At 33.4% G+C, this 22,784-nt stretch carries 33 protein-coding genes; 30 read left to right on the top strand and 3 right to left on the bottom strand.

Translation table 11 applies throughout. The features are described 5' to 3' along the window. Positions 1-36: 36 nt before the first annotated feature. The 20 genes from AC4BC4_RS15865 (at position 37) to AC4BC4_RS15960 (ending at position 9,172) form a co-directional block, all read left to right on the top strand. Positions 37-285, top strand: coding sequence for a hypothetical protein (locus AC4BC4_RS15865; protein WP_490477433.1), 249 nt, complete (start codon positions 37-39; stop codon positions 283-285). Positions 286-331: 46 nt separating this feature from the next. Further along, positions 332-649, top strand: a complete 318-nt coding sequence (locus AC4BC4_RS15870) for a hypothetical protein (protein WP_490477434.1) — start codon at positions 332-334, stop codon at positions 647-649. A gap of 329 nt (positions 650-978) precedes the next feature. Then, positions 979-1,251 carry a nucleoside triphosphate pyrophosphohydrolase family protein gene (locus tag AC4BC4_RS15875; protein ID WP_490477435.1) on the top strand — a complete coding sequence of 91 codons (273 nt, stop codon included), beginning with the start codon at positions 979-981 and terminating at the stop codon, positions 1,249-1,251. 29 nt (positions 1,252-1,280) lie between these two features. Further along, positions 1,281-1,529 (top strand): hypothetical protein, encoded by a 249-nt coding sequence (locus tag AC4BC4_RS15880; RefSeq protein ID WP_490477436.1) that lies wholly within the window; start codon positions 1,281-1,283, stop codon positions 1,527-1,529. Between the two features lie 96 nt (positions 1,530-1,625). Beyond that, positions 1,626-2,558 carry a DNA-methyltransferase gene (locus tag AC4BC4_RS15885; protein WP_490477437.1) on the top strand — a complete coding sequence of 311 codons (933 nt, stop codon included), beginning with the start codon at positions 1,626-1,628 and terminating at the stop codon, positions 2,556-2,558. Positions 2,559-2,723: 165 nt separating this feature from the next. Continuing rightward, on the top strand, positions 2,724-3,170 hold the full coding sequence (locus tag AC4BC4_RS15890) for a hypothetical protein (protein WP_490477438.1): 447 nt from the start codon (positions 2,724-2,726) through the stop codon (positions 3,168-3,170). A 17-nt stretch (positions 3,171-3,187) separates the two neighbouring features. After that, positions 3,188-3,535 (top strand): hypothetical protein, encoded by a 348-nt coding sequence (locus tag AC4BC4_RS15895; RefSeq protein ID WP_490477439.1) that lies wholly within the window; start codon positions 3,188-3,190, stop codon positions 3,533-3,535. 230 nt (positions 3,536-3,765) lie between these two features. Beyond that, on the top strand, positions 3,766-4,332 hold the full coding sequence (locus AC4BC4_RS15900; protein WP_490477440.1) for a recombinase family protein: 567 nt from the start codon (positions 3,766-3,768) through the stop codon (positions 4,330-4,332). Between the two features lie 78 nt (positions 4,333-4,410). Continuing rightward, complete coding sequence (locus AC4BC4_RS15905) at positions 4,411-4,638, top strand: hypothetical protein (RefSeq protein ID WP_490477441.1); 228 nt, start codon at positions 4,411-4,413, stop codon at positions 4,636-4,638. A gap of 32 nt (positions 4,639-4,670) precedes the next feature. After that, positions 4,671-4,991, top strand: a complete 321-nt coding sequence (locus tag AC4BC4_RS15910; protein WP_490477442.1) for a hypothetical protein — start codon at positions 4,671-4,673, stop codon at positions 4,989-4,991. 3 nt (positions 4,992-4,994) lie between these two features. Further along, complete coding sequence (locus AC4BC4_RS15915) at positions 4,995-5,255, top strand: hypothetical protein (RefSeq protein WP_490477443.1); 261 nt, start codon at positions 4,995-4,997, stop codon at positions 5,253-5,255. A 37-nt stretch (positions 5,256-5,292) separates the two neighbouring features. Beyond that, on the top strand, positions 5,293-5,661 hold the full coding sequence (locus AC4BC4_RS15920) for a hypothetical protein (RefSeq protein ID WP_490477444.1): 369 nt from the start codon (positions 5,293-5,295) through the stop codon (positions 5,659-5,661). 38 nt (positions 5,662-5,699) lie between these two features. Continuing rightward, complete coding sequence (locus AC4BC4_RS15925; RefSeq protein ID WP_490477445.1) at positions 5,700-5,903, top strand: hypothetical protein; 204 nt, start codon at positions 5,700-5,702, stop codon at positions 5,901-5,903. Between the two features lie 38 nt (positions 5,904-5,941). Then, entirely contained in the window at positions 5,942-6,151 is a 210-nt protein-coding gene (locus tag AC4BC4_RS15930; protein WP_490477446.1) for a hypothetical protein, read from the top strand. Further along, positions 6,138-6,365 (top strand): hypothetical protein, encoded by a 228-nt coding sequence (locus AC4BC4_RS15935; protein WP_490477447.1) that lies wholly within the window; start codon positions 6,138-6,140, stop codon positions 6,363-6,365. Before AC4BC4_RS15930 ends, AC4BC4_RS15935 begins: the two co-directional genes overlap by 14 nt. A gap of 28 nt (positions 6,366-6,393) precedes the next feature. Beyond that, complete coding sequence (locus AC4BC4_RS15940; RefSeq protein WP_490477448.1) at positions 6,394-6,537, top strand: hypothetical protein; 144 nt, start codon at positions 6,394-6,396, stop codon at positions 6,535-6,537. 153 nt (positions 6,538-6,690) lie between these two features. Continuing rightward, positions 6,691-6,834 (top strand): type I toxin-antitoxin system toxin PepG1, encoded by a 144-nt coding sequence (gene pepG1, locus AC4BC4_RS15945; RefSeq protein ID WP_490477449.1) that lies wholly within the window; start codon positions 6,691-6,693, stop codon positions 6,832-6,834. Positions 6,835-7,047: 213 nt separating this feature from the next. Beyond that, positions 7,048-7,341, top strand: a complete 294-nt coding sequence (locus AC4BC4_RS15950; protein WP_490477450.1) for a type III secretion system protein PrgN — start codon at positions 7,048-7,050, stop codon at positions 7,339-7,341. Positions 7,342-7,463: 122 nt separating this feature from the next. Continuing rightward, a complete protein-coding gene (locus tag AC4BC4_RS15955) occupies positions 7,464-8,771 on the top strand; it encodes a Y-family DNA polymerase (RefSeq protein WP_490477451.1) in 1,308 nt (435 codons plus the stop codon). Continuing rightward, positions 8,771-9,172 (top strand): hypothetical protein, encoded by a 402-nt coding sequence (locus AC4BC4_RS15960; RefSeq protein WP_490477452.1) that lies wholly within the window; start codon positions 8,771-8,773, stop codon positions 9,170-9,172. The genes AC4BC4_RS15955 and AC4BC4_RS15960 overlap by 1 nt, the downstream gene beginning before the upstream one ends. A gap of 103 nt (positions 9,173-9,275) precedes the next feature. Here AC4BC4_RS15960 and AC4BC4_RS15965 read toward each other — a convergent pair whose 3' ends face one another. Beyond that, positions 9,276-9,584, bottom strand: a complete 309-nt coding sequence (locus AC4BC4_RS15965) for a hypothetical protein (protein ID WP_490477453.1) — start codon at positions 9,582-9,584, stop codon at positions 9,276-9,278. A 13-nt stretch (positions 9,585-9,597) separates the two neighbouring features. Further along, positions 9,598-10,431 carry a ParA family protein gene (locus AC4BC4_RS15970; RefSeq protein WP_490477454.1) on the bottom strand — a complete coding sequence of 278 codons (834 nt, stop codon included), beginning with the start codon at positions 10,429-10,431 and terminating at the stop codon, positions 9,598-9,600. A 353-nt stretch (positions 10,432-10,784) separates the two neighbouring features. Between AC4BC4_RS15970 and AC4BC4_RS15975 the strand changes: the two genes are divergently transcribed. Together AC4BC4_RS15975 and AC4BC4_RS15980 are read left to right on the top strand one after the other, a co-directional pair. Then, positions 10,785-11,819 carry a replication initiator protein A gene (locus AC4BC4_RS15975; protein ID WP_490477455.1) on the top strand — a complete coding sequence of 345 codons (1,035 nt, stop codon included), beginning with the start codon at positions 10,785-10,787 and terminating at the stop codon, positions 11,817-11,819. Between the two features lie 39 nt (positions 11,820-11,858). Then, entirely contained in the window at positions 11,859-13,019 is a 1,161-nt protein-coding gene (locus AC4BC4_RS15980) for a TraB/GumN family protein (protein WP_490477456.1), read from the top strand. Positions 13,020-13,034: 15 nt separating this feature from the next. Here the strand turns inward: AC4BC4_RS15980 and AC4BC4_RS15985 are convergent, their stop codons facing one another. Continuing rightward, positions 13,035-14,078 carry a hypothetical protein gene (locus AC4BC4_RS15985; RefSeq protein ID WP_490477390.1) on the bottom strand — a complete coding sequence of 348 codons (1,044 nt, stop codon included), beginning with the start codon at positions 14,076-14,078 and terminating at the stop codon, positions 13,035-13,037. A gap of 927 nt (positions 14,079-15,005) precedes the next feature. On the opposite strand from AC4BC4_RS15985, the gene AC4BC4_RS15990 reads away from it, so the two are divergent. The 8 genes from AC4BC4_RS15990 (at position 15,006) to AC4BC4_RS16025 (ending at position 22,747) form a co-directional block, all read left to right on the top strand. Then, positions 15,006-15,479 (top strand): hypothetical protein, encoded by a 474-nt coding sequence (locus tag AC4BC4_RS15990; protein ID WP_490477391.1) that lies wholly within the window; start codon positions 15,006-15,008, stop codon positions 15,477-15,479. Positions 15,480-16,056: 577 nt separating this feature from the next. After that, positions 16,057-16,239, top strand: a complete 183-nt coding sequence (locus AC4BC4_RS15995) for a hypothetical protein (protein ID WP_490477392.1) — start codon at positions 16,057-16,059, stop codon at positions 16,237-16,239. A 4-nt stretch (positions 16,240-16,243) separates the two neighbouring features. Further along, positions 16,244-16,846 (top strand): hypothetical protein, encoded by a 603-nt coding sequence (locus tag AC4BC4_RS16000; protein WP_490477393.1) that lies wholly within the window; start codon positions 16,244-16,246, stop codon positions 16,844-16,846. A gap of 51 nt (positions 16,847-16,897) precedes the next feature. Next, positions 16,898-17,089, top strand: a complete 192-nt coding sequence (locus AC4BC4_RS16005; protein ID WP_490477394.1) for a hypothetical protein — start codon at positions 16,898-16,900, stop codon at positions 17,087-17,089. Positions 17,090-17,106: 17 nt separating this feature from the next. Then, positions 17,107-17,364: a helix-turn-helix transcriptional regulator gene (locus AC4BC4_RS16010; RefSeq protein WP_490477395.1), complete on the top strand. Its 258-nt coding sequence runs from the start codon at positions 17,107-17,109 to the stop codon at positions 17,362-17,364. A gap of 98 nt (positions 17,365-17,462) precedes the next feature. After that, a complete protein-coding gene (locus AC4BC4_RS16015; protein ID WP_490477396.1) occupies positions 17,463-17,747 on the top strand; it encodes a hypothetical protein in 285 nt (94 codons plus the stop codon). A 202-nt stretch (positions 17,748-17,949) separates the two neighbouring features. Further along, complete coding sequence (locus AC4BC4_RS16020; RefSeq protein WP_490477397.1) at positions 17,950-19,071, top strand: hypothetical protein; 1,122 nt, start codon at positions 17,950-17,952, stop codon at positions 19,069-19,071. Positions 19,072-19,174: 103 nt separating this feature from the next. Beyond that, positions 19,175-22,747 carry an LPXTG cell wall anchor domain-containing protein gene (locus AC4BC4_RS16025; protein WP_490477398.1) on the top strand — a complete coding sequence of 1,191 codons (3,573 nt, stop codon included), beginning with the start codon at positions 19,175-19,177 and terminating at the stop codon, positions 22,745-22,747. The last annotated feature ends 37 nt before the right edge of the window (positions 22,748-22,784 follow it).

The following is a 22,784-nucleotide window of genomic DNA, read 5'->3' on the forward strand; positions in this document are numbered from 1 at the left end:
TTTTAAATAGGTCAAATTAGTAAGGGAAGTGTTCAAATGGAAAAATTAAGTGCAAAGTACACCAGTGAAATGGAGCAGGCACAACTATTGTATTCTGAAAAATATGGAATCATAGAATCAATGCGAATTAAGAACCGTATGGTTTATTACACTTCGTATCCTTCACAGGGACAAGATAAGAAAATTACTTACAAAATAACTGTTGATTTAGAGAATTTAGAAGAAATAGAGCGTACAGAGCTTAAGAAGTACTATAAGAAAGGTGAAGTCAATATGTGCTTATAACGCATATTGACTTCAGAGAGGATGATATAAATTGTATATAGAGTTAATGGAAAAGAAAAAACTACAACAACGAATGTTTTATGAACTAGAGGATTTAATTGAAAACTTACACTACAATAATCAAATAAACTTAGTCGAATATACAATCGCCCGTGATATTTTATGGGATTGCACTGAAAATCATCACTGCATATCATTAGAAAATAATATCGCTCAAGACTTTATTGATAATCCTGAAAAATTTGTTAGCAATTTACACAATGGATATGCAAACTTTAAAAGTGATTATCCTGATGTGGATGGTTGGGCACACGATGAAATAAACGATATTTCAGCGGACTATAGGTGCTGTGCATACAATTAGTAATCTACAAGCCCCAATAAAATGGAGCTTTAGAACAAGCACTGGCACGGGGATTAAAATGATCTACAAATATTGATTTATAATCGATGATTTTTGGAAGAGAGCGGAGAATGAACATGAGGAAAAAACTATGCGAATTATACTTGTACTTTGCAATAGCAGGCTTAATATTGGTAGTCAGCGGTCTATTTTTTAGACAGAACATAATTAAAAATATAGGAATGATAGTTTCTTTACTTTGTCTTATCTATCAAGACTATAGAATTATTAAATTAATTAAAAACCATTAATGACCGTTTATGGGACAAAAAAAGAAAGTAGGAATAGAAATGAATGAACAGATCGAAAAAGTGATTAACGAGCGGAAACGCCAGGACAAAAAATGGGGCGAACAAAATCATAGCCCTTTACTTTGGTTATCGATTATAGGTGAAGAGTTTGGTGAAATGTGCAAAGAAGCAAATGAATATAGTTTTAGTTCAGATCTGAAAAGAATACAAGATTTACAAACTGAAGCAATTCAGTGCGCTGCTTGTTGTGTTGCTATGGTAGAGTCTTTGGACCGAACTTTGCTGAAGGATCTAACTGAAGAAGAAAAATAAAACGACGGTTTTTGGGATAAGAAAGAAGGTTGAAACATATGGTTAATACACAAGGAATTAAGAAAACAGAAGATAGTCAATTTATGATACCTTTTACAATTGATGAAGTAAATTCTATTTGTGAAGCAATATCATTCTTAGATAAAAATAATTATTCTAGAACAGAAGAATTAGAAGCTGTCACAAATAAATTTGTAACTTGTTTATACATGGATGCTGTTTGGATAGATGGAATTTATAATACAGAAGAAATCGAAGATGATTGTGAATTGAAATGATTTGAATGACGATTTTTGGGATAGATTTTTCATAAGAAAATCTATCCTTTAAATTTAGAAATGTAGTGTCAAAAAAATGGAGGTTGTAGTGTCAAAATGTTTTTAAAAAAAAGGAAAGTAAACAATACTATATATTGGAGTTTAGCAGAGAATTACAGGGAAGGAACGAAAATTAAACAGCGTGTGATTCTGAATTTAGGAACTACAGATCGAGCAATTCAAAAATTATCTGCAGATAATCAGTATGGTCATTTTTTAACTAAAGTAGCGAGTGAAGAAATGAAAACAGTAGAAAGTATTAATGAACTGTGGGATCAAGTTTTTAATGAAAACTGCTTATTAGGCATGAAACGGATTCCAGACCATGCTATAGATATGATTTTTTGTGATTTACCCTATGCAACCACAAATAACCATTGGGACAGTTTAATTCCTCTTGAACCACTTTGGAAAGAGTATAAACGAATCATAAAGGACAATGGGGCAATCGTTCTTACAGCTCAAACACCTTTTGATAAAATCCTTGCCAACAGTAATTTAGATATGTTGAGGTATGAATGGATTTGGGAAAAAACAACTGCTACTGGACATTTAAACGCAAAAAAAATGCCAATGAAGGCACATGAAAATGTTCTTGTTTTTTATAAAAAGCTACCTACATACAACCCTCAAAAAACAACAGGTCATAAGCCAGTAAATAGCTACACTAAGCACCAAAATGATGGCAGTAACTACGGTAAAACAAAAGTAGGCATTTCTGGTGGTGGTTCTACAGAACGCTACCCAAGAAGCGTTTTAACGTTTGCTACTGACAAACAGAAATTAGCGATACACCCAACGCAAAAGCCTGAATCACTTGTTGAATATTTTATAAAGACATATTCTAACGAAGGCGATTTGATACTTGATAATGCTTGGGGCAGTGGAACAACTGGAGTTGTATGTAAAAAAAATAATAGACATTTTATAGGATTTGAAAAGGACAAAGATATTTACTTGTCTTCAATAGAACGATTGAGCGATGTGTAAAATTAGAGTATAGTCAAAAGTGATTTTGTGCAGTTGCAACGAGATCACTTTTTTGTTGTAAATTATATGTGTAAATAATCAGAATCTTACATAAGCACGTTGATTCAGATACTATATCGAATACGTACATAGTGTTAAATATTTCAATAAAAAGAGATACTTTAGTTGCGTACGATACTAAAGTATGCTAAAATTAGTTATAGAGTTAAAGAAAGGGGTTATCAATTGGGTATCGCAGACAAGCAGCAAGTATTAAAATTGTTAAAAAGTAACTTTTACACAGCTTATGCATTAAATAAGAAAATAGATAATCAAATGAGTAGAGCGATGCTCGAAAGGTATATGAATGGTGCAGGGAACCCCAAGTATACGGGGGAAAAGAAAGCTGAGATAGGAAAACTTACGCTAGACAATGCTATTACATTAACAAGAGTTGCTAATGAATCTTTAGGTAGTAACATGAAAACAAAAGAGAGAATACAAGAAGAGATTCAACAGCTGGAAACAATGTTAGAAATTACAGATGGTAAAGAGAAAGTAATTGAACTAAAAACGAGAATAGATACACTGCAATGGGTTTTAGAAGGTAGTGAACCAACACTTATTTTTTAAAGAAAGAAGGAATAGAAATGGATAAATGGATTAAAACAGAAAAAAGATCAGCACAAACTTATGATAATGTAGAACAAGTTATTGAATTGATTAATGAAAAAATCAAAGGAAGCTATACTGCAAAAATTTGGTATTTGTTTGAAGGCAGCAGTGATGAAATTAGTGATCAGGTGTTTAAGCTCTATTTTTCATTGCCACATATTAAGGACATTCAAATGGTTGTTGAATGTACGGACTTATATCACACAATTGATGAAAGAATTATAAAGCTTCATATTTCTGATGATCAAGTAAAGGATATCTATGAGTATTTAGATGCAAAAGGATTTATTGTAACTTTGGACTATTACGATGTATCATTCTAAAATTAGTAAAAAGGCATATAGATAAATCAGACACAAACAGATTGTGTCTGATTTATCTATATGCCAATACCAAAAACATTCGTTTTACGGAAGGTGTATTTTCAAAAAGCAGTAAAATTATAAACCTCTCTATGTAGAGGTTTTAATAATATTGAAATTATACGTAAACTTATACGTAAAACTATATACTTAAAACAACCGTATATGGTATAATTAAGTGAGGTGATTTTGTGAAATACACGTATGGCTATGCGAGAGTGTCCACTCAATCGCAAGAATTGAATCGGCAGCTTGATATTTTAGAAAAATATCAATGTGACAAAATATATACAGAAAAAATTACTGGAACAAAAGCAAGCCGTCCAGAATTGAACAAATTAAAAGATAATGTTCGTGAGGGCGATACAATCGTTGTCGAAAGTTGGAGTAGATTAGGACGTAGTACAAGAGACTTGATCGACTTAGTAGAATTTTTCGATCAGAAAAAAGTTAATGTGATTAGTGCGAAAGAAAAATTTGATACGTCTACCCCACAAGGTAAATTGATGTTGACAGTGTTTCAAGCATTTGCAGAGTTTGAACGAGATCTGATTGTTCAACGGACGAAAGAAGGACTTAAAAGCGCACGAGCAAGAGGTCGTGTTGGTGGTCGTCCGAAAAAATCTGAAAAGAAAATTCAGCTAGCGCTTAAGTTATATGATACAAAGCAGCATTCATTAAGGGAAATCAAAGAAATGTCAGGAGTAAGCCCAACAACTCTGTATAAATACCTTGCAATAAGAGAAAATGGTGAGTAGAGAGTTATTCTAAGGCTATTTCAAGTTTAAGCTAAGACGATTATCAACAAAAGGAACACAACTGAAGGAGGGAAAATAATGAAAAGAATGTTAAACGAAATTGAAGCAGAATTTAGTAAACTAAAAGATCAAAAGGGTTCATACAAAAGAAATTTAGCTCTAGTAGAACTAATGAATGAACTTGAAAAAGGTTATGGAACAATGATCACTTACGAAACAGACGAGCAGCTGCAAGCAGAGCTAAGAAAGAATCCTGCAATGAGATTGTACAGGGAAATATCTTTTGCAAGAACAAATGAAGATTAGTTTTCATAAAGGATCAGAAAGAAGGAGATAGGATGAACAATGAAATTAAAGAATTATACTATCAAGAAATGAACTATCCGACTAAAAATACACAAATAGTGGCACCAAATTATTTACTAGAGATAATTGATGAAAATACAATTATCTTATTTAGGCAACTCCAATCGGAAGAAGAGAAAGAAGAATATAAAAACAAAATGAACTTTAATTACAATGGTGATACTTATTTAAACCTTACTACTTTTTCTTCTGTATCTGAAGCTGAAAAAGCTGTACAGAGTTATTGGAGAGGATTTGATAGTCTTTTCTCAGATGCTTCTAGTGTTACCAAAAAGGATCAGAAAGGAACATAGAGTATGCCAAAATTGTATGTATATCATTTACGAGAAGAAAGTACTGGGAATACAGTAATGAAAATTTTTACTAATAAGGTGAAGGCAGAAAAATATTTTGAAAATGAAATTCAAAAATTTAAGACGTCATTGAGCGATGATGATGAATTTGAGGTTATAAGAGATACTTCCGAAAATAAATATGTTCACATGGAATTGTCGGAGTACGGGGTAGAATTATCTTTAGACACTGTTATAAATGAGAAAGAAATTGAATTGTTTTAGATGATTATTTCCAAAAAGGATCAGAAAGGTTAGTGTTATGGATCAGTTTAAATCTGAAGAGTTTCTAACTAGTGTAATCGAAGAATTACAACGCATAAAATCATATTGGAGTGAGCGTCTAAAAATAGCTACAGCCAATTCTATTGACGAGAAAAAGTCGAAAAAGGCAATTATCTTGTGTGGCGATGCTGTAAACACCTTTAATAATTTGATCGAGTATATTCAAAATCATAGTGAATTAGAAATTATTGATCAATGTACTAAGTTAAAAGACTATTGGGATCAACAACAAACTAATTTTGGTTATAAGCAGCTGCAGATTGATGCGCCGTTGAGCACCTTAGTCAGTATTTACGAATTGATCATTAATAGTATTGAAAACATTGAAATAATAACTATAGAATGATTACCAAAAAGGATCAATAAACTGAAGGAGGATAAATTATGTGGCAAGTCACTGAGATATATAATGATGGTATGAATGCAACATTTAGCAAATTCAAAACTAAGGAGAAAGCACTGGCTTATTTAGAAGCAGAAGAATACGAAATGGAAGAATCTTTTCATTCAGGTGGTTACGTTCAATACTCACAAGATTTACATACAGCTTATTTAATAAATTCAAGAAACATTGAGACAAAGGACTAAACGGAATACCCAAAAGGATCAGAAAGAAGGTAAGAAAATTGATTAGTATTGAAATGACAAAAGAAGAAGCTTCTTATCTCTATGGGTTGCTTAAAAATAAAACGGCAGAAGCTCAATCTATAGAACGTAAAAATCAAGAACTGGCTGGATTTTTTAAAGAAAATAATAAAATGAATGGCAACTTATGTAGAAAGATCACTAAGAATCTTAAAAAGGATCAGAAAGGAAAGCACCATGAAAAAAGATAAAGAATTTTATGAAAGTGTTGGGTATTATAGCGCAATGGCTCAAGTGTTGTCTTTCGTATTAATAGATATGAATACTAGTATAGATGACTACGTCCTATCTTTTGAATTAAAAGAAAAGCATTTTAAATTGTATTTGAATAGTGAGGACTATTCAGCTGTTACCAACAACTTTGAATATATGATTGAGGATGCGCAAAAAATGTGGTTGTCCTAAAAATGATCAGAAAGGAAGTTGAGTATTAATGGAAGTAAATATAAATGAACTAGGTCTGATTTTGCATGGCTTGTACATGTCAGATTATTTTAAATCGGAGGATCTAGAAGAAGCGATTGAACAAATGATTGAAGATGTTGATACAACAGTATCTATCAAAAAGGATCGATAGCAGCTGCATGCATTAGACCCAAAAAAGATGAGTAGAAAGTAACAATTTTTACTAAAAAAGGTACTTAGAAAAGTGAAAGAAACAAACTTAAGTATGATATACTAATCAATGTAGAAAAGTTATGACGGTGGCGCTCTTTAGGAGGTGGTGCATATGATTGTATGTACTGAATCTAACGAAAGGAGAAGCCTTTTGTCCGCATTAGAAACAATTCAATTGATTCTAAGCTTTGGTATGTTTACCATTGCTTTGATTAAGTTGATTGTAGATATGCATAAAAACGACAAAAAGAAATGACCGCTCAATAACTTTGGCAAGTTAGCGATCATTTCAAAATGATTTAAAATTATGCTACCGTTTGGTTCTACAAAAGAGGGGTATGTTAGCGCATATCTCTTTTTTCATATTCATTATACCACAATTATATATCGAACGGTATATAGAAGTATTAGAAGTAAAGCAATATTATCGCAAGCGCAATAATATTGCTTCTTTAAAGGAGTTCCCACTATGAAAACAAATAACTATGTATATCCGCACCCTATCAATACATTCATTATCAGGCAACTAGGACTTACTGTAGAACAGTTTTGCGAGTTACACGGCTACCCTCAATCTACTGTTGCCACATGGATTACACGAAATAAGACCGTAGAATCGTTACCTGCTTCATTTATTTATTCTTTATCACTTGCAAGCAGCAAGCCTATGGACGTTATATACGCCGAGTTACTTACATTGCAAGAAGAATATTATACGCACTTAAAAGCACATAAACGAACAAAAAAGAATATTGATCAATAAAAGAGCCTATGAACGTATCTTAGGTTCTTTTATTTGCATTTGGTCTGCTATCTCATGCTAGACAACGGGAACAAAAGTTCGTATAATGTGACTAAGTAATTTTTTCAGAAAAGGTGAGGTTAATGAAATTTGATTACGATAAAGAACCGAGTAGAGATATTCTTTGTATCGACTGCAAGAGTTTTTACGCCTCTGTTGAGTGCGTAGAACGAGGACTGCACCCTTTAAAAACGATGTTAGTTGTGATGAGTAACGCTGACAATGCAGGCGGTCTTGTTCTTGCTGCTTCCCCTTTAGCTAAGAAAATATTAGGAATCTCAAATGTCACTCGTAAAAAAGATATTCCAGATCATAAAGACTTGTTGATTGTTCCCCCTCGTATGAATTTGTATATGAAAAAGAATGCTGAAATTAATCAGATTTATAAATCGTTTGTTACTTCAGAGGATCACCACGTCTTCTCTGTTGATGAAAGCTTTTTAGATGTAACAAACTCACTCTCTTATTTTAACTGTCAAACAGCCTATGAACTAGCTCGACTGATTCAAATTAAAGTACAGCAAGAGACAGGCATTTACACAACTGTTGGGATCGGTAGCAATCCTCTTTTAGCTAAACTAGCACTAGATAATGAAGCAAAGAACGCACCTGATTTCAAAGCTGAATGGCGCTACAAAGACGTTCAAGAAAAAGTATGGTCAATTAATCCGATGACCGAGTTTTGTGGCATTGGTGAAAAAACAAGACTACGTCTACTAGGTATGGGGATTCGTTCTATAGAAGAATTAGCCACCAGTGATTACTATCGACTGAAAAGTCAATTAGGAATCATGGGTGAACAATTATATGCTCATGCCAATGGAATTGATCGTAGCTTTCTAGGCGATTATCAACCGCCTAAAGAGAAATCTTTAGGAAACAGTCAAGTTTTACCAGAAACGTATACTTCTCAACAAAAAATTGAACTTGTTTTGACGGAGATTGTTGATCAAGTTGCGTCACGCTTGCGAAAGCAAAATGTACAAACACAGCTTATCTCTGTCTATGTGGGCTACCCTAAAGGCTATCTCGATAAAGAAAATAAATCAGGGTTTAATCGGCAAAAAAAGATTCTTGCAACAAATACAACAAAAGTATTAGTGAAAGAAACAATTGCTTTGTTTCGGAAGCATTACACCAATCAAGAAGTTCGTAGTATTGGTGTGTCCTTTGGCAAACTGACTTATTCAACGATCATACAGTTGGATCTCTTTTCTGATGGCGAGCAGCAAGTGAAAGACAATAATTTAGATTTTCTCATCGATCGCATACGTGGTAAATATGGATTTACATCTATTGTACATGCCACGTCGATGTTGGAAGGCGCAACAGCAATCAATCGTGCAGGGCTTGTCGGTGGGCATGCAGGCGGTATGGAAGGAATGAGTTGATGGAAGAACGCACAAAGAAAGAGTTTATCCCCTACAACGAGTATCAGGATCGTGGTATGTCATTAAAATGGGGGACAGCTTTTGAGTTAGGAGAATTAACTAAAGCGATTAAAGAATCAACAGAAGAATCAAACAAGAGTTTTGAGCGACGCCCACAAATGACAACTGAAGATATTGACTACTACCTCTCTGGTTCGATCAAGTACAACAAAGTCTTAGAGATTCAACTTAATTCACGAGATCACCTAGGAAGAGTTAAAGACCCTGTCATTGGGAATTTTAGAGGAATGGTTTCTGAAGGAATGGCTCTGATTGGAGATACAGAAATTGAGTATCAAGATATTCGACACATTATTCAATATGATTATCAAAAATGGTTTTATCTAAATAATGAACCATAATAGATTATTTCCTTATTTTTCTATTTTGATATAGTAAAATTCTGAAATTAAATATCTATATATAGAAAAAGGGAAATATCTTATTATAGATATTTCCCTTTTTCTAATCTTCTTCTGTCAGCAATCTAAACCTTTTAGCTTTACTGTGTTCTAAATCATGAACATAACTATCTATTAGCATCTGTATAATTTCATAATCAAACTTAGTCTTAGTAATATCTTTTAATGCGTCCAACTCTTTTTTTGTAGATAAAGGTACCTTCATGCTTCCTTGCTGATTTTTAAATTCTTTTTTCTTTCGTTCCATTTTACTTTCTTGTGATTCATTGAAAGTTTCTTTTGGAATAATATTTCCTTGTTTTCTTTCTAACGTATTTTGTCTGTTTAATAAACCTAATTTTTTTTCAGTCATAGATTTGTACTCCTTATTGTTTATTGAATTGAGCTAATCTGTCTAGTAGTTCAATGCTAACAGATTCATAGATTTTTAGTACCTTTTTATCATGTCTATCTAAATCAGTTATTCCATTCACAGCAAACCTTTTTATTCGTTCCATTTGTGGTATATATGAAGAAAAAATATTTTCTTCTCCAAAATTCTCTTTTGCATTTTCTAAAATGTATTCGTCAACTTTACCATTGTTTTTCATTAATACCGGTAATATTCCTACCACGTCCAAATCTAATGAGTATCTACTGGTTAATTTTCCAAGCTCTTCGACGTAACTTTCTGCACCAGTTAGACTGTACTCTTGTGTTTGTAAGGATATCAAAACATAATCAGAAGATGTCACTGCATTTTTTGTTATCTCTATACTCATAGGCGGAACGTCCATAATAATTAGATCATAATTTTTTTTCAATGGCTCGATTAGATCATATAGAAAAAAGTCTTCTTCTTTATCATTTGAAGTATTTTTGTAAAGATATTTTGCAAAACCTTCAAAATCAATAAATGAAGGAATTAAAAATAAGTTGTCTTGAATTTCTATAGGAAGATTTTCTAAAGATCCTGCTTCAATACCTGCCATTAACGTGGTATTTATTGTTGTATCTAATTCAGGAAAGTTTATATATCTAGTTAACATCAATTCTTTAGTAGCATTAGATTGAGGATCTAAATCAATCACAAGTGTTTTAATTCCCATTTTTGCTAATGTGTAGCTAATCAGTGTAGCATTTGTTGTTTTTCCTGCACCACCTTTGTAATTCCCAACAGTTAATGTTGTTGCTTTGTTGTCATGTTTTTTCCAATTCATAATCATACCTCCTACTTATAGTTTTAATTATTATAACACATATATATTAATAGGGAAATAGGGAAATAAGGAAATAACGATAATTCTATAATTATCAATATAGAATTATCCCTATATCTATATATAGTACTCTTTAAAATCTATTGCTAAGCTTGATTTACAGAGTTTTTCCCTATTTCTATAATGTGAAATATAGAAGTATAGAAATTTCCCTTTAAATAAATAGGGAAATTTCTATACTGATTTAAAACTGTTTACTTATCAGAAAAACTATATTATGCTATACATTAAGACAACTTATTTTAAATTAAAATGAATCCTATAAAATTAACATAATAGAACGGAGCTTTAATATGAACAAATTCAATTATTTTAAGGTTGATAGAATATATAATGAACTGTACTTTCAATTTCCTAAAGTTTTAATTGCTAGTGATAAATATAAAAAAATGTCCGACTCTAGCAAAATAGCATACATGCTTCTTAAAGCACGTTTGGAGTTTGCAGTTCAGAAGAAACAAGTCGATGAAGAAAATAATGTCTACTTTACTTTTACAATATCTGAGTTATGCGACTTGCTAGGTTGTGCCAAACAAAAAGTTTTGTCAATAAAAGCTCAGCTAGAAGATTTTGGTTTACTATTTCAAAAACAAATGGGATTTAATAAAGAACTCGGGAAAAACAATCCAAACAGATTATATTTAGCAGAGTTACAGGTCACTGAAAATGATATCTACCAATTAACAAATTTTGATAAATCAGTTAATGAAAACGTTGATAAATCAGAGGGTATGAAAATCATACCTAGCACTTCTTCTGATATCGCCCCTAGAAACATTGATAAGTCAGAGGGTATGAAAATCATACCTAGCCAAAACGTTGATAAATCAGAGGGTATGAAAATCAGTACAGTATTTAATAATTTAAACCAAGATACATTACTAGATACTAAAAAGCTAGATACTAAAATACAGCAGCAGGAATTATATCTTTTAGAGAATTTCGCTGAAACCTATCAAGACCAGTCATTCTTAAATTATGAAAACCTAAATATTATCGGCTTATTCAGTGATACTTTAACCGATGCTGAAAATATGCAAGGAATTATTCTTAGAGCCAAAAAAGCAATGGAGAAAGAACACGATGCTGTTTTAGTATTAGACAATGACTATATGCACAATGACTTGTTAGACGTTCAAAAAGAAATTACTAAGACCTTACGACGGGTTTATCAAAAACGAAAAACAGATTCAACAATTAAAAATATTGATAATTACGCTTACGGGGCGTTTAAAAATTTATTTGATTCTGTTATTGGGAACTGGAAAACTTTAATAGCAGACAACCAAAAAGATAATATGATTACTACTCACGATTGGGTAAATTAACTAATATTGATTGACAATGTTAGTATGAGGGAGATATTAATGGAAAATGTAAATATTACTAAGTTAGCAATCGAAAATAAGGAGATAATAGTTATCGGCACTAATCATGTCTCAAGTGACAGTGCTAAACTTGTAAAACAAATCATAGATACTGAACAACCAGATGCAGTTTTTATCGAGTTAGATAAAAAGCGGTACGATAAATATATGAATCCTGAAGAATGGGAAAATACTGATTTAATCCAGATAATAAAATCCAAACAATTCCCAATTTTTATGTTTAATTTCTTGTATAAACATTTTCAAAAAAGAATGCTAAAAGAGGAATCTGGAGTTGTAGGTGAAGAATTTATTGTATCAAGCAATGAGGCTCAAAACTTGGGAAGTAGACTAGTTTTAATTGATAGGGACGCACAAGTCACTTTTAAAAGAGCGTGGAAAAGTTTGACAATATTTCAAAGATTCATGCTTCCTTCCGCTTTTCTAAATGTATTTGACGACAAAGAAATGTCGGATGAAGATATGCAGAAATTACTTGAATCAGAAAATTTTGAACCAGTGTTTATCGATTTAAAAGATAAATATCCAGATTTTTGGACTGCTTTTATTGCTGAACGTGATGAGTATATGACAACTAAAATATTAGGATGCTTGGGAGAGAAAAATGTTGTAGTTGTGGGTAAAGGACATGTTGATGGTCTAGTGAAATGTATAAAGGAGGGGAAAAAAGTTGATTTAGAGAACTATGAAAAGATACCAGAACCGTCTGTTAGTGAAAGAATTAGAAAGTGGACTTTGCCTATTATCTTGTTACTGGTTTTTGCATACGCATTTACGCAAAGTCCATCAGTAGGATTAGAACAATTAAAAATATGGATTATTTGGAAAGGTACAGTTGCAAGTATTTTTACAGCTTTTGCATTAGCACACCCACTTGCAATAATAACAGCTTTTATTCTGGCTCCATTCACTACATTTATTCCTTTTGTCTCTGTTGGTATCTTTACTGCATTAATTGAAGCTAAATTTAGAAAACCTAAAGTTAAAGATTTTGAATCTATGGACATAGATATTAAAGGAGTAAAATCTTTTTATGAAAATAGAGTGTTGAGAATCTTTTTAGTTTTTTTCCTGTCAAATGTTGGTAGCATATTAGGAAACTTTTTAGGTGGTTTAGATATAATCAAAAATCTGTTTTAAAAAAAAACTAGTAACTTACTTTGTAGTAAAGTTACTAGTTTTTTTAGTATTTTTAATTAAATGCTCTGGAATCAGCTTTTTAAAATCAATATTATTTTTTGTAGTTGCTATGATATTTATTATCGAACGGGAAGATGTCTTTCCCTCAACGATGTTTACTGTAGCTTCGCGCATTCTAGTAGCAAGACTTGATTCAGGTGGCTCACATAATTCAATTATATCTACAAACTGAAGCGATTTAGCAAGCGAATCTGCTTGTTCATACTTACTTATAAGAAAATCAAGTAAATAATAATCATGTAAATAATTTAGTTTGTAATAATATGATGGATTTAACAGTAATTCTGAATTAAAAAGTTTAAGATAATGTTCTGCAAGATCATATTCATTCGTCCTCAAAAGTTTTGATGTAAGATTTGCTAGGGAAAGATAAGCAGATTCTAATAGTTCATGAGATGGATTACTTTCCAATGGAAAAAGACAATCGGTAAATAATTTGATATCTTTTAATGAGCAAAATGGTGATATAACAATATTTGCGAATACTTTATAGTCGTAAGTTCCGTATACTGACTTATTTTTTATAATATTTCTAAAAAGACTGATATCTGATTTATCGACAGGCAATATAACCTTAGAACTATCATGGAATGAATATTTCAAAATCAAATATAAGTTAAAATAATTAGAATGTAGATCTTTTTTTTCTAATATACTCAAATAAAGATTGTCCATAGATTTTAAATAAGCTTTGATTTCTTCTTCTTCAAGTTCCACACACTCTGATTCGTATTCTGAAAGAATTGATGATACTAATAGGAATTCTCTGTTTTTATTTTCAAACTCAGTAAGAAAAGAATCCTCAGCACGAGCTATTAAATCACTAACGGTGAGAGATAAATTTTCCGCAATTTTTGATAACGCACCAATCTTTAAAACATCTGCATTTTTCTTTTCAAATGCATCAGCAGTGGCTCTTGAAACAATACCCTTGTAAAATAATTCTTGTGAATATTTTTCTTTAACTCTACTCTCTTTAACGTAATCATTTAAGTACATTTGATACCTCCCAATCTATATTTGTATATAATATTAACATAAAATGAAGCTTATTTGTGAATTAAAAAATATCAAACAAATACGCTGGGTTTTTGCTTAATATTTATACAAACACTATTTTATAAGTTTTATCTATGATATAATTACATTGTAAAACAAATGAAAGTTGGGAAAACGATGAAAATTTTGGTTATGAAGTATATTAAAATAGTTGGACCAGTGTTATTAAGTGCTTACATCTTAGCAGCATAAAAAGAACTAGGAATTCTCCTCATAAGAACTTCCTAGAACAAAATTCAGAACTAGTTTAATTATACCAAAAACCAATCACTTTTCATACAATAAAAATGAGGAGGATGAAAAAGCTTGTTAAGAGTTTTCTAATGTGGTATGTTTTACTTATTAAAAACTGAATACTATCTTTAAGAAGTTAGTGAACAACAAATAAAATAAGTAGCCCACCGATGACTCCTTCCCTGCAAAAGAATTGGCGTTCTTTTACAAGGTCAAGCAGAATCAAAGGTGTCAGGCTCATGTACATTCCTACATGAAACTGATATTTGGCTCCTTGTTGTAACAGTTGTCACAACGTCCTTATTATAGCAATTCTTTAATGAAATTGACAGAGGAACCTTTGTTTCTATGTCTTTCAAGCAATTTAACGAGAAAATGTTAATCTAATACTCATTAGGTTAAAGTTGCATTTGTTGTTATCATACAAAACGAGTGTCCATTTTTATAGTTATTTGCTTGTAAGTTAAGGAATTTATAATAAATAACGTGTGTGATGGTTACGATTAGGGGACGATATACAGTCAAATGTATATCGTCCTCTTTTTTTGTATCGTTACAACGATTTGTTGTTCACTTACTTGTTAAAAAAATGGGTCAAATATAAATGATCCAAAAAAAGAAAGGAGAGTTTCTATGCCAACAACGATTATGACACCCGAAGAAGTAATGACATATGCAAAAAGAGTCGTTTTATTCCAAAAAGGAAAAGGACGAAAAAAGAGAGAATTTATCATTGAAGGTGATCGAATCTTTCAACAAGCTACTGAATACATAGAGGGACGAAAACGCCTTATTGAAATGAATTCAGTTGAATTAATGGATATTTACAATGAGATTGAACGTGTCTACTCAAGAAGAAATAAAGGGGTGTTAATTGCTAGTCGATCAGGAAATTACAAAAGCAATCAAACAAAGCTGCTACCGCTGAAAAAAACAGGAAAGGGAATGGGTGAAACGTTACAGGGCAATCAATTAGCCAAAACAGTTTACCAATTTACTTGTGAAGAAAATCAGCCAGAAGCAGTAAAACAGCGAGCGCAGCAACGCATTAAAAAAGCAAAAAGAGAGAAAGACGAAAAAGAACGATTGAAACAAGAAAAAAAGTAACGTCAACAAGCGTAATCAAGTAGAAAATTAGCCTTTTCTTATTTGCTAATTTAAAACAAACGAATTAGCAACACATGTTTCAGACAATTTCAGCACTTTTTAGAGTGAACTTGAAAGCCTATGAAATTAGGATGAGTGCTAACAAAAAAACAAAGCAAACCATGATGAGAAATTATTGTTTGATGTCTACGTTAGCTAAGATAGAGGGATCAACACAATACCTATTTTTAATCGATAGGTTGGAAAACTAAGGAAGAACGAAAGAAGACGAAACCTATATGTCGGTGTGCAATGACCGCCCTGTTTATCAGCGTGACTACTAAGGGACAGGGGTTAGAACTTAAACAGTAAAAATGTCACAATCCAAGGAGAGAATGATCGTAGATCATTAACTTGCTCAGGCGTACGAGAGGTTCGTATGTCGTTTCCGAGAGTTTAGGGTGAACGGATGCTTAAACCCTGCGACAGCAACACTATTGCGTAACAAATAACAAAAATTAGTAAATAAGAGAAGGCTAATGAATTTTAGGTGCTGTACCTAATTAAAATGGGTACAGCACCCGAAGGAGTGAACACCATGACTTCAAAAAAACGAAGGTCTATCACATTCACGGATCAAATGGACGAAGACTTAGCGTTTCTCCTGAATAAAAAACGGAAAGAACGCAAGAAAGCAGGCAACAATCGTCAGTATCATGAAAAAGATTTGCTTGCTGAACTGTTGCAAAACGAACGAACTGTCAAAGAAGCATGGGGGTGAAGAAATGGAAGATATACAACAGGCTATTCCAAAAATAGATGTTAAATCAACTTATATTGACCTCAAGGGATCTGATTCAGCTGAATACGAATTTATACTTGATGGCAGTGTAGATAAATTGCAGCAACGGAACAAAGAACAGTTAGCTTCTACAATTCAATCAGTAATTGATATGCCACATAATCTAGTAAATTCAATGCTAAGCACATTACTTACAACGTTTACAATAATAATAGGTGGGCTACTTTTACTCAATGTCATTCACCTTTTTCTATCGAAAATTCTTGCGAAATATTGGTCATACGATGGGAAAGAGTACATGAAGGCTGTAAAAACAGTTCAATTGTTCACTCATTACAAAAAATTCCAACGAAAGTTGAAAGTAGTAGTTTGGAGAAATAGATGGTCAAATGGGAAAGAACTTTCCGAAGCACTTCAGAAGATTGCTGAGAGTTCGTATAACAGTAATTCTTTTTATCAATTTGAACTAATGAATTTGATTTCAGGAAATTTAACGATCGTTAAACCACTAAAAAAAGAAGCCATAAGTGATATTTCAAAAAAAATAGACTATCTGAACCATAATTATTGGTCAGTTGAGTTTTAACAAAGAACTAATTCAGAAAGAGGGCTACTTAATTTAAGGAGGATATTTTCAATGACTAAATTTAGAATCAGACGATATGTTCGACAATACGTTAAAGAAAATAAAGAGGAAAAAATCATTAATTTGGATATCAAGAATTTTAATGATAATCAATTAAATATTGTTATAGATGAGCTATGGAAATTAAAGATTATGCAGCTTAGTCGGAAAAATAATCAAATGATATCAATACAGACACATTAAAAAAGGAGAGAATAATCATGCCAAAGAAAAAGAATAGTAGTTTTGAGTCAAGTATCCATGTGTACAGAGCGATGAAACGTATGACCCAACAAGAACTTGCTGACAAAGTAGGTGTATCAAGACAAACGATTATACAGTTAGAACGGAACCGATACAATCCGTCATTGTTACTAGCACACGATATAGCCGACGTTTTTGAAGTTCCGATTGAACAAATCTTTACCTTCAGAAAAATTAGTGAAGACGAACAAGAGAATGAAACCACACGAAGTTGAAGTCATAGGATTCAACTTTAAAGAAAAGCCATAACAAATCTTTAACAATATGCTATACTTACGATAAAATAAAAGTATACATAGAGAAGTGGAAAATAATGAATTTCAAAGACCAACAAAAACAACGACGACTTGAGTTATATTCTTTAATAGCACAAGATAACGACTGGTTCAAAAAACCTGATACAGAGCGATATAAACGGATTACTGAATTAGGACAACAACTTATTCAATATTCAGAAGATAGTGCGAAGCGAACCGTTAATAAAGAAAAATACTTATGTTTACGTGCTGAAGATTATACGATTCGACAAATTGCTAGTGCATTACACATAAGCTTAAAAAAATTAAAAGAATGGCGTGAAGAAAATCAGTTAGACTAAATACCGCACTAGGTAGACAAATTTTTCAACAAGATAGTAGAAGCAATACCGATAAAATTGATGAACAGACGTATCTAACCCTTGTGCATTACGGTTACACATTCAGTCAAATTGCAATGAAATTTGATGTTTCAAAAGGGACGTTACATCGATGGAGAAAGCAGCATGGGTATATTAAAAATAAAAAAGTGGGGGCAGTATAATGAAAAAACTAACGAAAAAGCAAGTCGGAATCCTAGCAGCAATCCTGATCGTAGGTGTAGGTGGCACGTTTGCCTATACGCAAAACCAATCTAGTGTGAAAGCAGCGGAAGCGCAAAAAGAACTAAAACAATTTACTGACAGTCTGAAAGAATTAGATAAAAAAATAGCGACGTTGTTTGATTCTAAAGATTCTGACTTTCTAGTGAAAGGAATCAAAACAAAGCAACTCAACGATTTACAAAAACAAGTGGACGAAAAAACCACCATTTCAACAAAGAAAGAATACGATAAAAAAGAACTGAAGCAATTTGAGTCAGAAGCTACAGCTGTAAAAGACAAAATGAAAAAGGCAACAGCTGCAATGCATACCTTAACGGATATCAATAGCATGTACCAACAAACACAAACAGCCGTAGCAATCAATGGATCAGACGTTAAAAAGGATCTACCGATTGCGGACGGTTTAACAAAAGAAGTCGTTGAAAAAAATAAAAAAGCGGACTTTAAAGAAGGCGCAACAACAACCTATGATAAAACGATCAACGAATTGCTTTCGATTGCTGAAAATCAATTGAATCAAATCGAAAAAGCTAAAACAGAAGTCAGTAAAGTGTTTAAAGACAACAAAGTTGTTTCTACTGATTCAAAACTGTACGACACAGCAAAAACAGAAGTAGATAAAATCAAAAATGAAAAAGCTAAAAAAGACTTACAAGCTCAACTTGATAAAGTAAAAGCCGATAGTGATAAAAAAGCAAAAGAAGAAGCAGACAGAACAGCTCAAGCAAAACAAGCAGAAGAACAAGCAGCAAACGCAACAGCACAAGCGCAACAACCTGCAACAACAACCAATGGCGCAACAGGAACAGAAGCACAAGCAGGAACGAATAACGCACCTGCACCAAACAATGATGCGAATGCAGGAGCAGGGTATGACAATACAGGCGGTGGTAATACGGGTGGCGGTTATACAGCACCTCCTGCAACAGGTGGTGGCAATACAGCGCCTCCTGCCCAACCTTCTACTGGTGGGAACGGACGTGGAGAAATGTCACAAAATGATTTGAATCAAGCAGAAAAAGATGCAGCTAATTCTGATTGGGGCAGTTTCTTTCCCTAAACTAACTAAATAATGCATGAAAAGCAACCTCATAAACGAGGTTGCTTTTTTCTGTGTCCGAAATGACGGTATAAACTAATTATAGTATAAAGGAGAGAATGATATGAAGTGGAAAAAACTGTTTCGTTCCGATGAACAGAAACCAAAAGAAAGGAGTCCAATCTATAAGAAAATTAGAAAAGGCATTACAAGCGTAGGGTTGGTGACCTTACTGTTAGGAATTGGCGCAACCACAAGTAGTCAGGTCAATGCTTTAGAACTACCGCAAGGGGCAACGCAAGTTGGAACCATTAATAATGCCCCTGTTGTTAAGTCACCAACCGATGATATGGCAAGTGACACGTTTCAAGATATTTTAGCAGCGTTGTTAGAAGGTGCAGGTAATCCAACGTATATTATCAATCAAGCCGCTTGGGGTTCGTCAACGACATTAGCGAATGGAAAACCATTATCTAGTATCAGTTCAACAGCAACCACGATATTAGGAGCGGATGGTTTTTTACCGACAGATAACGCAGTGGAAATTCCTGTTGGCGGGCAAGCATTAATTCGCAATGTCGGTACAGCAATTAAAACGGATGATGGATCACTTGTACCAATTTCATTAGGAATCACTGTAAATAGTGCTGTAGAACCAGATGGAACAGCATACGATACCGTTCTAATGGGCGCAAAATCTCAAAACAGTGTCATTACACTTGGGTTTGGTTCTATTGTCCGAGGTGGAGAAAATACAGGTGGTGGTCAAACAGAAGGTGGCGGAATTGGTGGGGAGTCTTCAGATGGCACCTTAATGGGTTATATAGAGTCTGTTTCTTATACGCTAACCTTTATCAATAGCGATACAGGTCAACCACTACCCAAAGACGATACCTTAATGCCAATAAAAAATTCCGATATTGATGCCAATCAAATGGCAACCATGGGTGGTGAAGGCGCATTAGGCTATATTCTTTCACCAGATACCGCCCTTACACAAGTCGGCAACGGCTTCCGTTCAACCTCTGATGGTGCCGTCAATGAAGATTCTTCTGATTTAACAGAAAATAGTTATGTTGTACTTAAAAAGTACAATAGTAATGCTGTTCAGTACAAATATATGGATGGAAAAGGCGATCACCTAGACATTGTTTCAGGTCATTTTGGGAACTCACCTTTCAAGATCAGTGAGCTACTAGGTGGCTTTCTTGAAATCAACAAATCAGTCTTAGGGTTTGGCAACAAACCATGGAATAGCAACTATTCCTTTGACAAACTCTTATTTGATGTAAAAAACAAAGAGGGTAAAGTCTTAGATACAATCAAATTAGACAAAAATGGTTATGGAAAGTCAAAAAGAATTATGAAAGGAAATTATACTGTGGTGGAACGTTCGACAGGTTGGGCTTCTACAGGACAAACGGTTCGTCCAAATGAGAATACGATCATAAAAACGGGTGAGACGACTACGTTGAAACTGGAAAATAAACCAGTGTTAGGTCAATCAACCATTCAAAAAGTGGATAAAGATACTGGAACAGCCGTTAATGGGAAAGCAGACTTAACAGGAACTGTTTTCCAATTGTTCTATAACGATACGTCCACAGGTTCCTCACCGCATAAAAAAGGTGATCCCGTAAAATGGGGCGATCAACCAAAACCAACCTTATTGATTGGTGAAAAAGTAACCAGTGCGCTTGTCGGGGGAACAACAGTAGACTTTGGCGATAACGTTGCTATTAAAGTAGATCCAAAAAGTTTAAAAGCTTCTGTCGGCACTCTTTCATTAGGAGATTACTCATGGAAAGAAATTGATGCAGGAATCGGCTATACGGTAGACGGACTCAATCATGATTTTTCAATCAAGTATAAAGATGAAAAAACAGAAACAGTCATTGGGGACGAAGTAACAGCGAAGAATCGAATTATAGATGCTGCAATCAAGATCAATAAAATGGCTACCTTACCTGAACATCAAGGGGGGTCAGGAATCAATGATATTGAATTTACTGCAACGCCGATGGAAGGGACAATTGCTGATCCAGTTATCATGACGACAGGCGTTGATCCAGTAAGTGGAGACGATGGGTATGCGACAGGAAACTTAGTCTATGGTGATTGGAAAATCGAAGAGACAAAAGGGCTTGAAGGCTACAAGGATATTAAACCAGTCTACGTTCACATGGAAACAGACAGTGAAAAAGATATTTTGACCATCACTGCTAGTTACTATGAAGATTTCTCTAAGCCGTTTTCTACTCGTAGATTTGCGCTACAAGACAGCAGTACAGAAAAGAATCCAAACAGTCAAGGAACCGTTGGAAGTATCACAACAGAAAAACCAACAATCAGCTTGTCTACGTTGCATTTTAACGACAATCCAGAAGAAGAAACACCGCCAACACCACCCACACCGCCTACAAAAGATGTCACAAAAACAGATAAAGGTGAATCAATCAATGAGGGAAATGTGGCGTTAAATTCAGATTTCTTCTATGAATTAAATTCTAGTATCTTACAACCAAACCGTGGCGATACAACCAATTGGACAATCTTAGATGATTATGACGAAAACTTTGATCGTTACAATGGTTGGTTTAAAGTCTATGCGACAAGAGATTTCGATACGTATAAAGCAGGCGATGAGTTACCAAATGAATGGATTAAGGCAGAAGATAAAGATGGAAAAGTATTGTTTGCTGCACAACAAGAATTAAAAGACTTAGTTCTGAAACAGACCTTATTAGATGTTGTTAATCTGAACAAAGATAAAGAAGTCGGCTTTAGTATTCATGCTTCTTTCTACCGTTTCAAAGCGTCTGACGAGGTAGTCAATACATTTGTGGAAACAGTCAATGATGTAAAACAAGATTCCAATGAAGTCTTTACAAAAACACCGAAACCTGAACCACATAAATTCAATTTGAAAAAAGATCAAGTTGATTTAACAGGTGATAGCTTGTTAAAAGACGATGATGAAATGACCGATCGTTATGAGGACACCAACAATGATCCATACAACGATAAAACGGATAACAATTCTAAAGAGAATAACAATACGAATATTGTCAAAAAAGGCGATACAATAAATTATCAATTATGGTTAGACACACGTCCATTTGATGAAACAAGCAAATTAACTGGTTTAAGAATGGTTGATCCTTATGACAAAGAAGCATTAACCTTAGATACAAGTAAAGTCAAAGTTTACAACGTCAAAGGGGAAGACGTTACAAACCTATTTAAAATTGAAGATACCGACAAAGGCTTAGTGATTGCTGCGAACGTCTTTACTAAAGCTAAAAATTCTAAAGGTAAAGAAATATCGATCGTTGATACAAAGAAACTACCATTAGGCGCTTATTACAAAATTGATGCACCAATTACAGTAAAAGACACCGTGAAAGCAGGTTATGAGATTATTAATACTGCCGAGCAACAGTGGACAGATTCAGACGGTACAGAAGATCACCATATTACAGAAAAACGTGTCAACAAGACACCAGAACCAACGCCTACACCTGCTGAAAAAGTAGTCAAGGATGTTGCAAAATCTGTATTGCCAAACACTGGTGATAGCCCACAAAAAGCTATCCTGAAAGTGATAGGTTGGGTAGTTGTACTAAGTGTATGTGGTTATTTTATTTATGATCGAAAGAAAAATAAAAATGAAACAACTGACGGGGAACGATTTTAGTTCCCTGTTTTTTATTAAAACTATTCAGAGAAATGAG

It is taken from the genome of Enterococcus sp. AMC1086 (genome assembly GCF_058216575.1).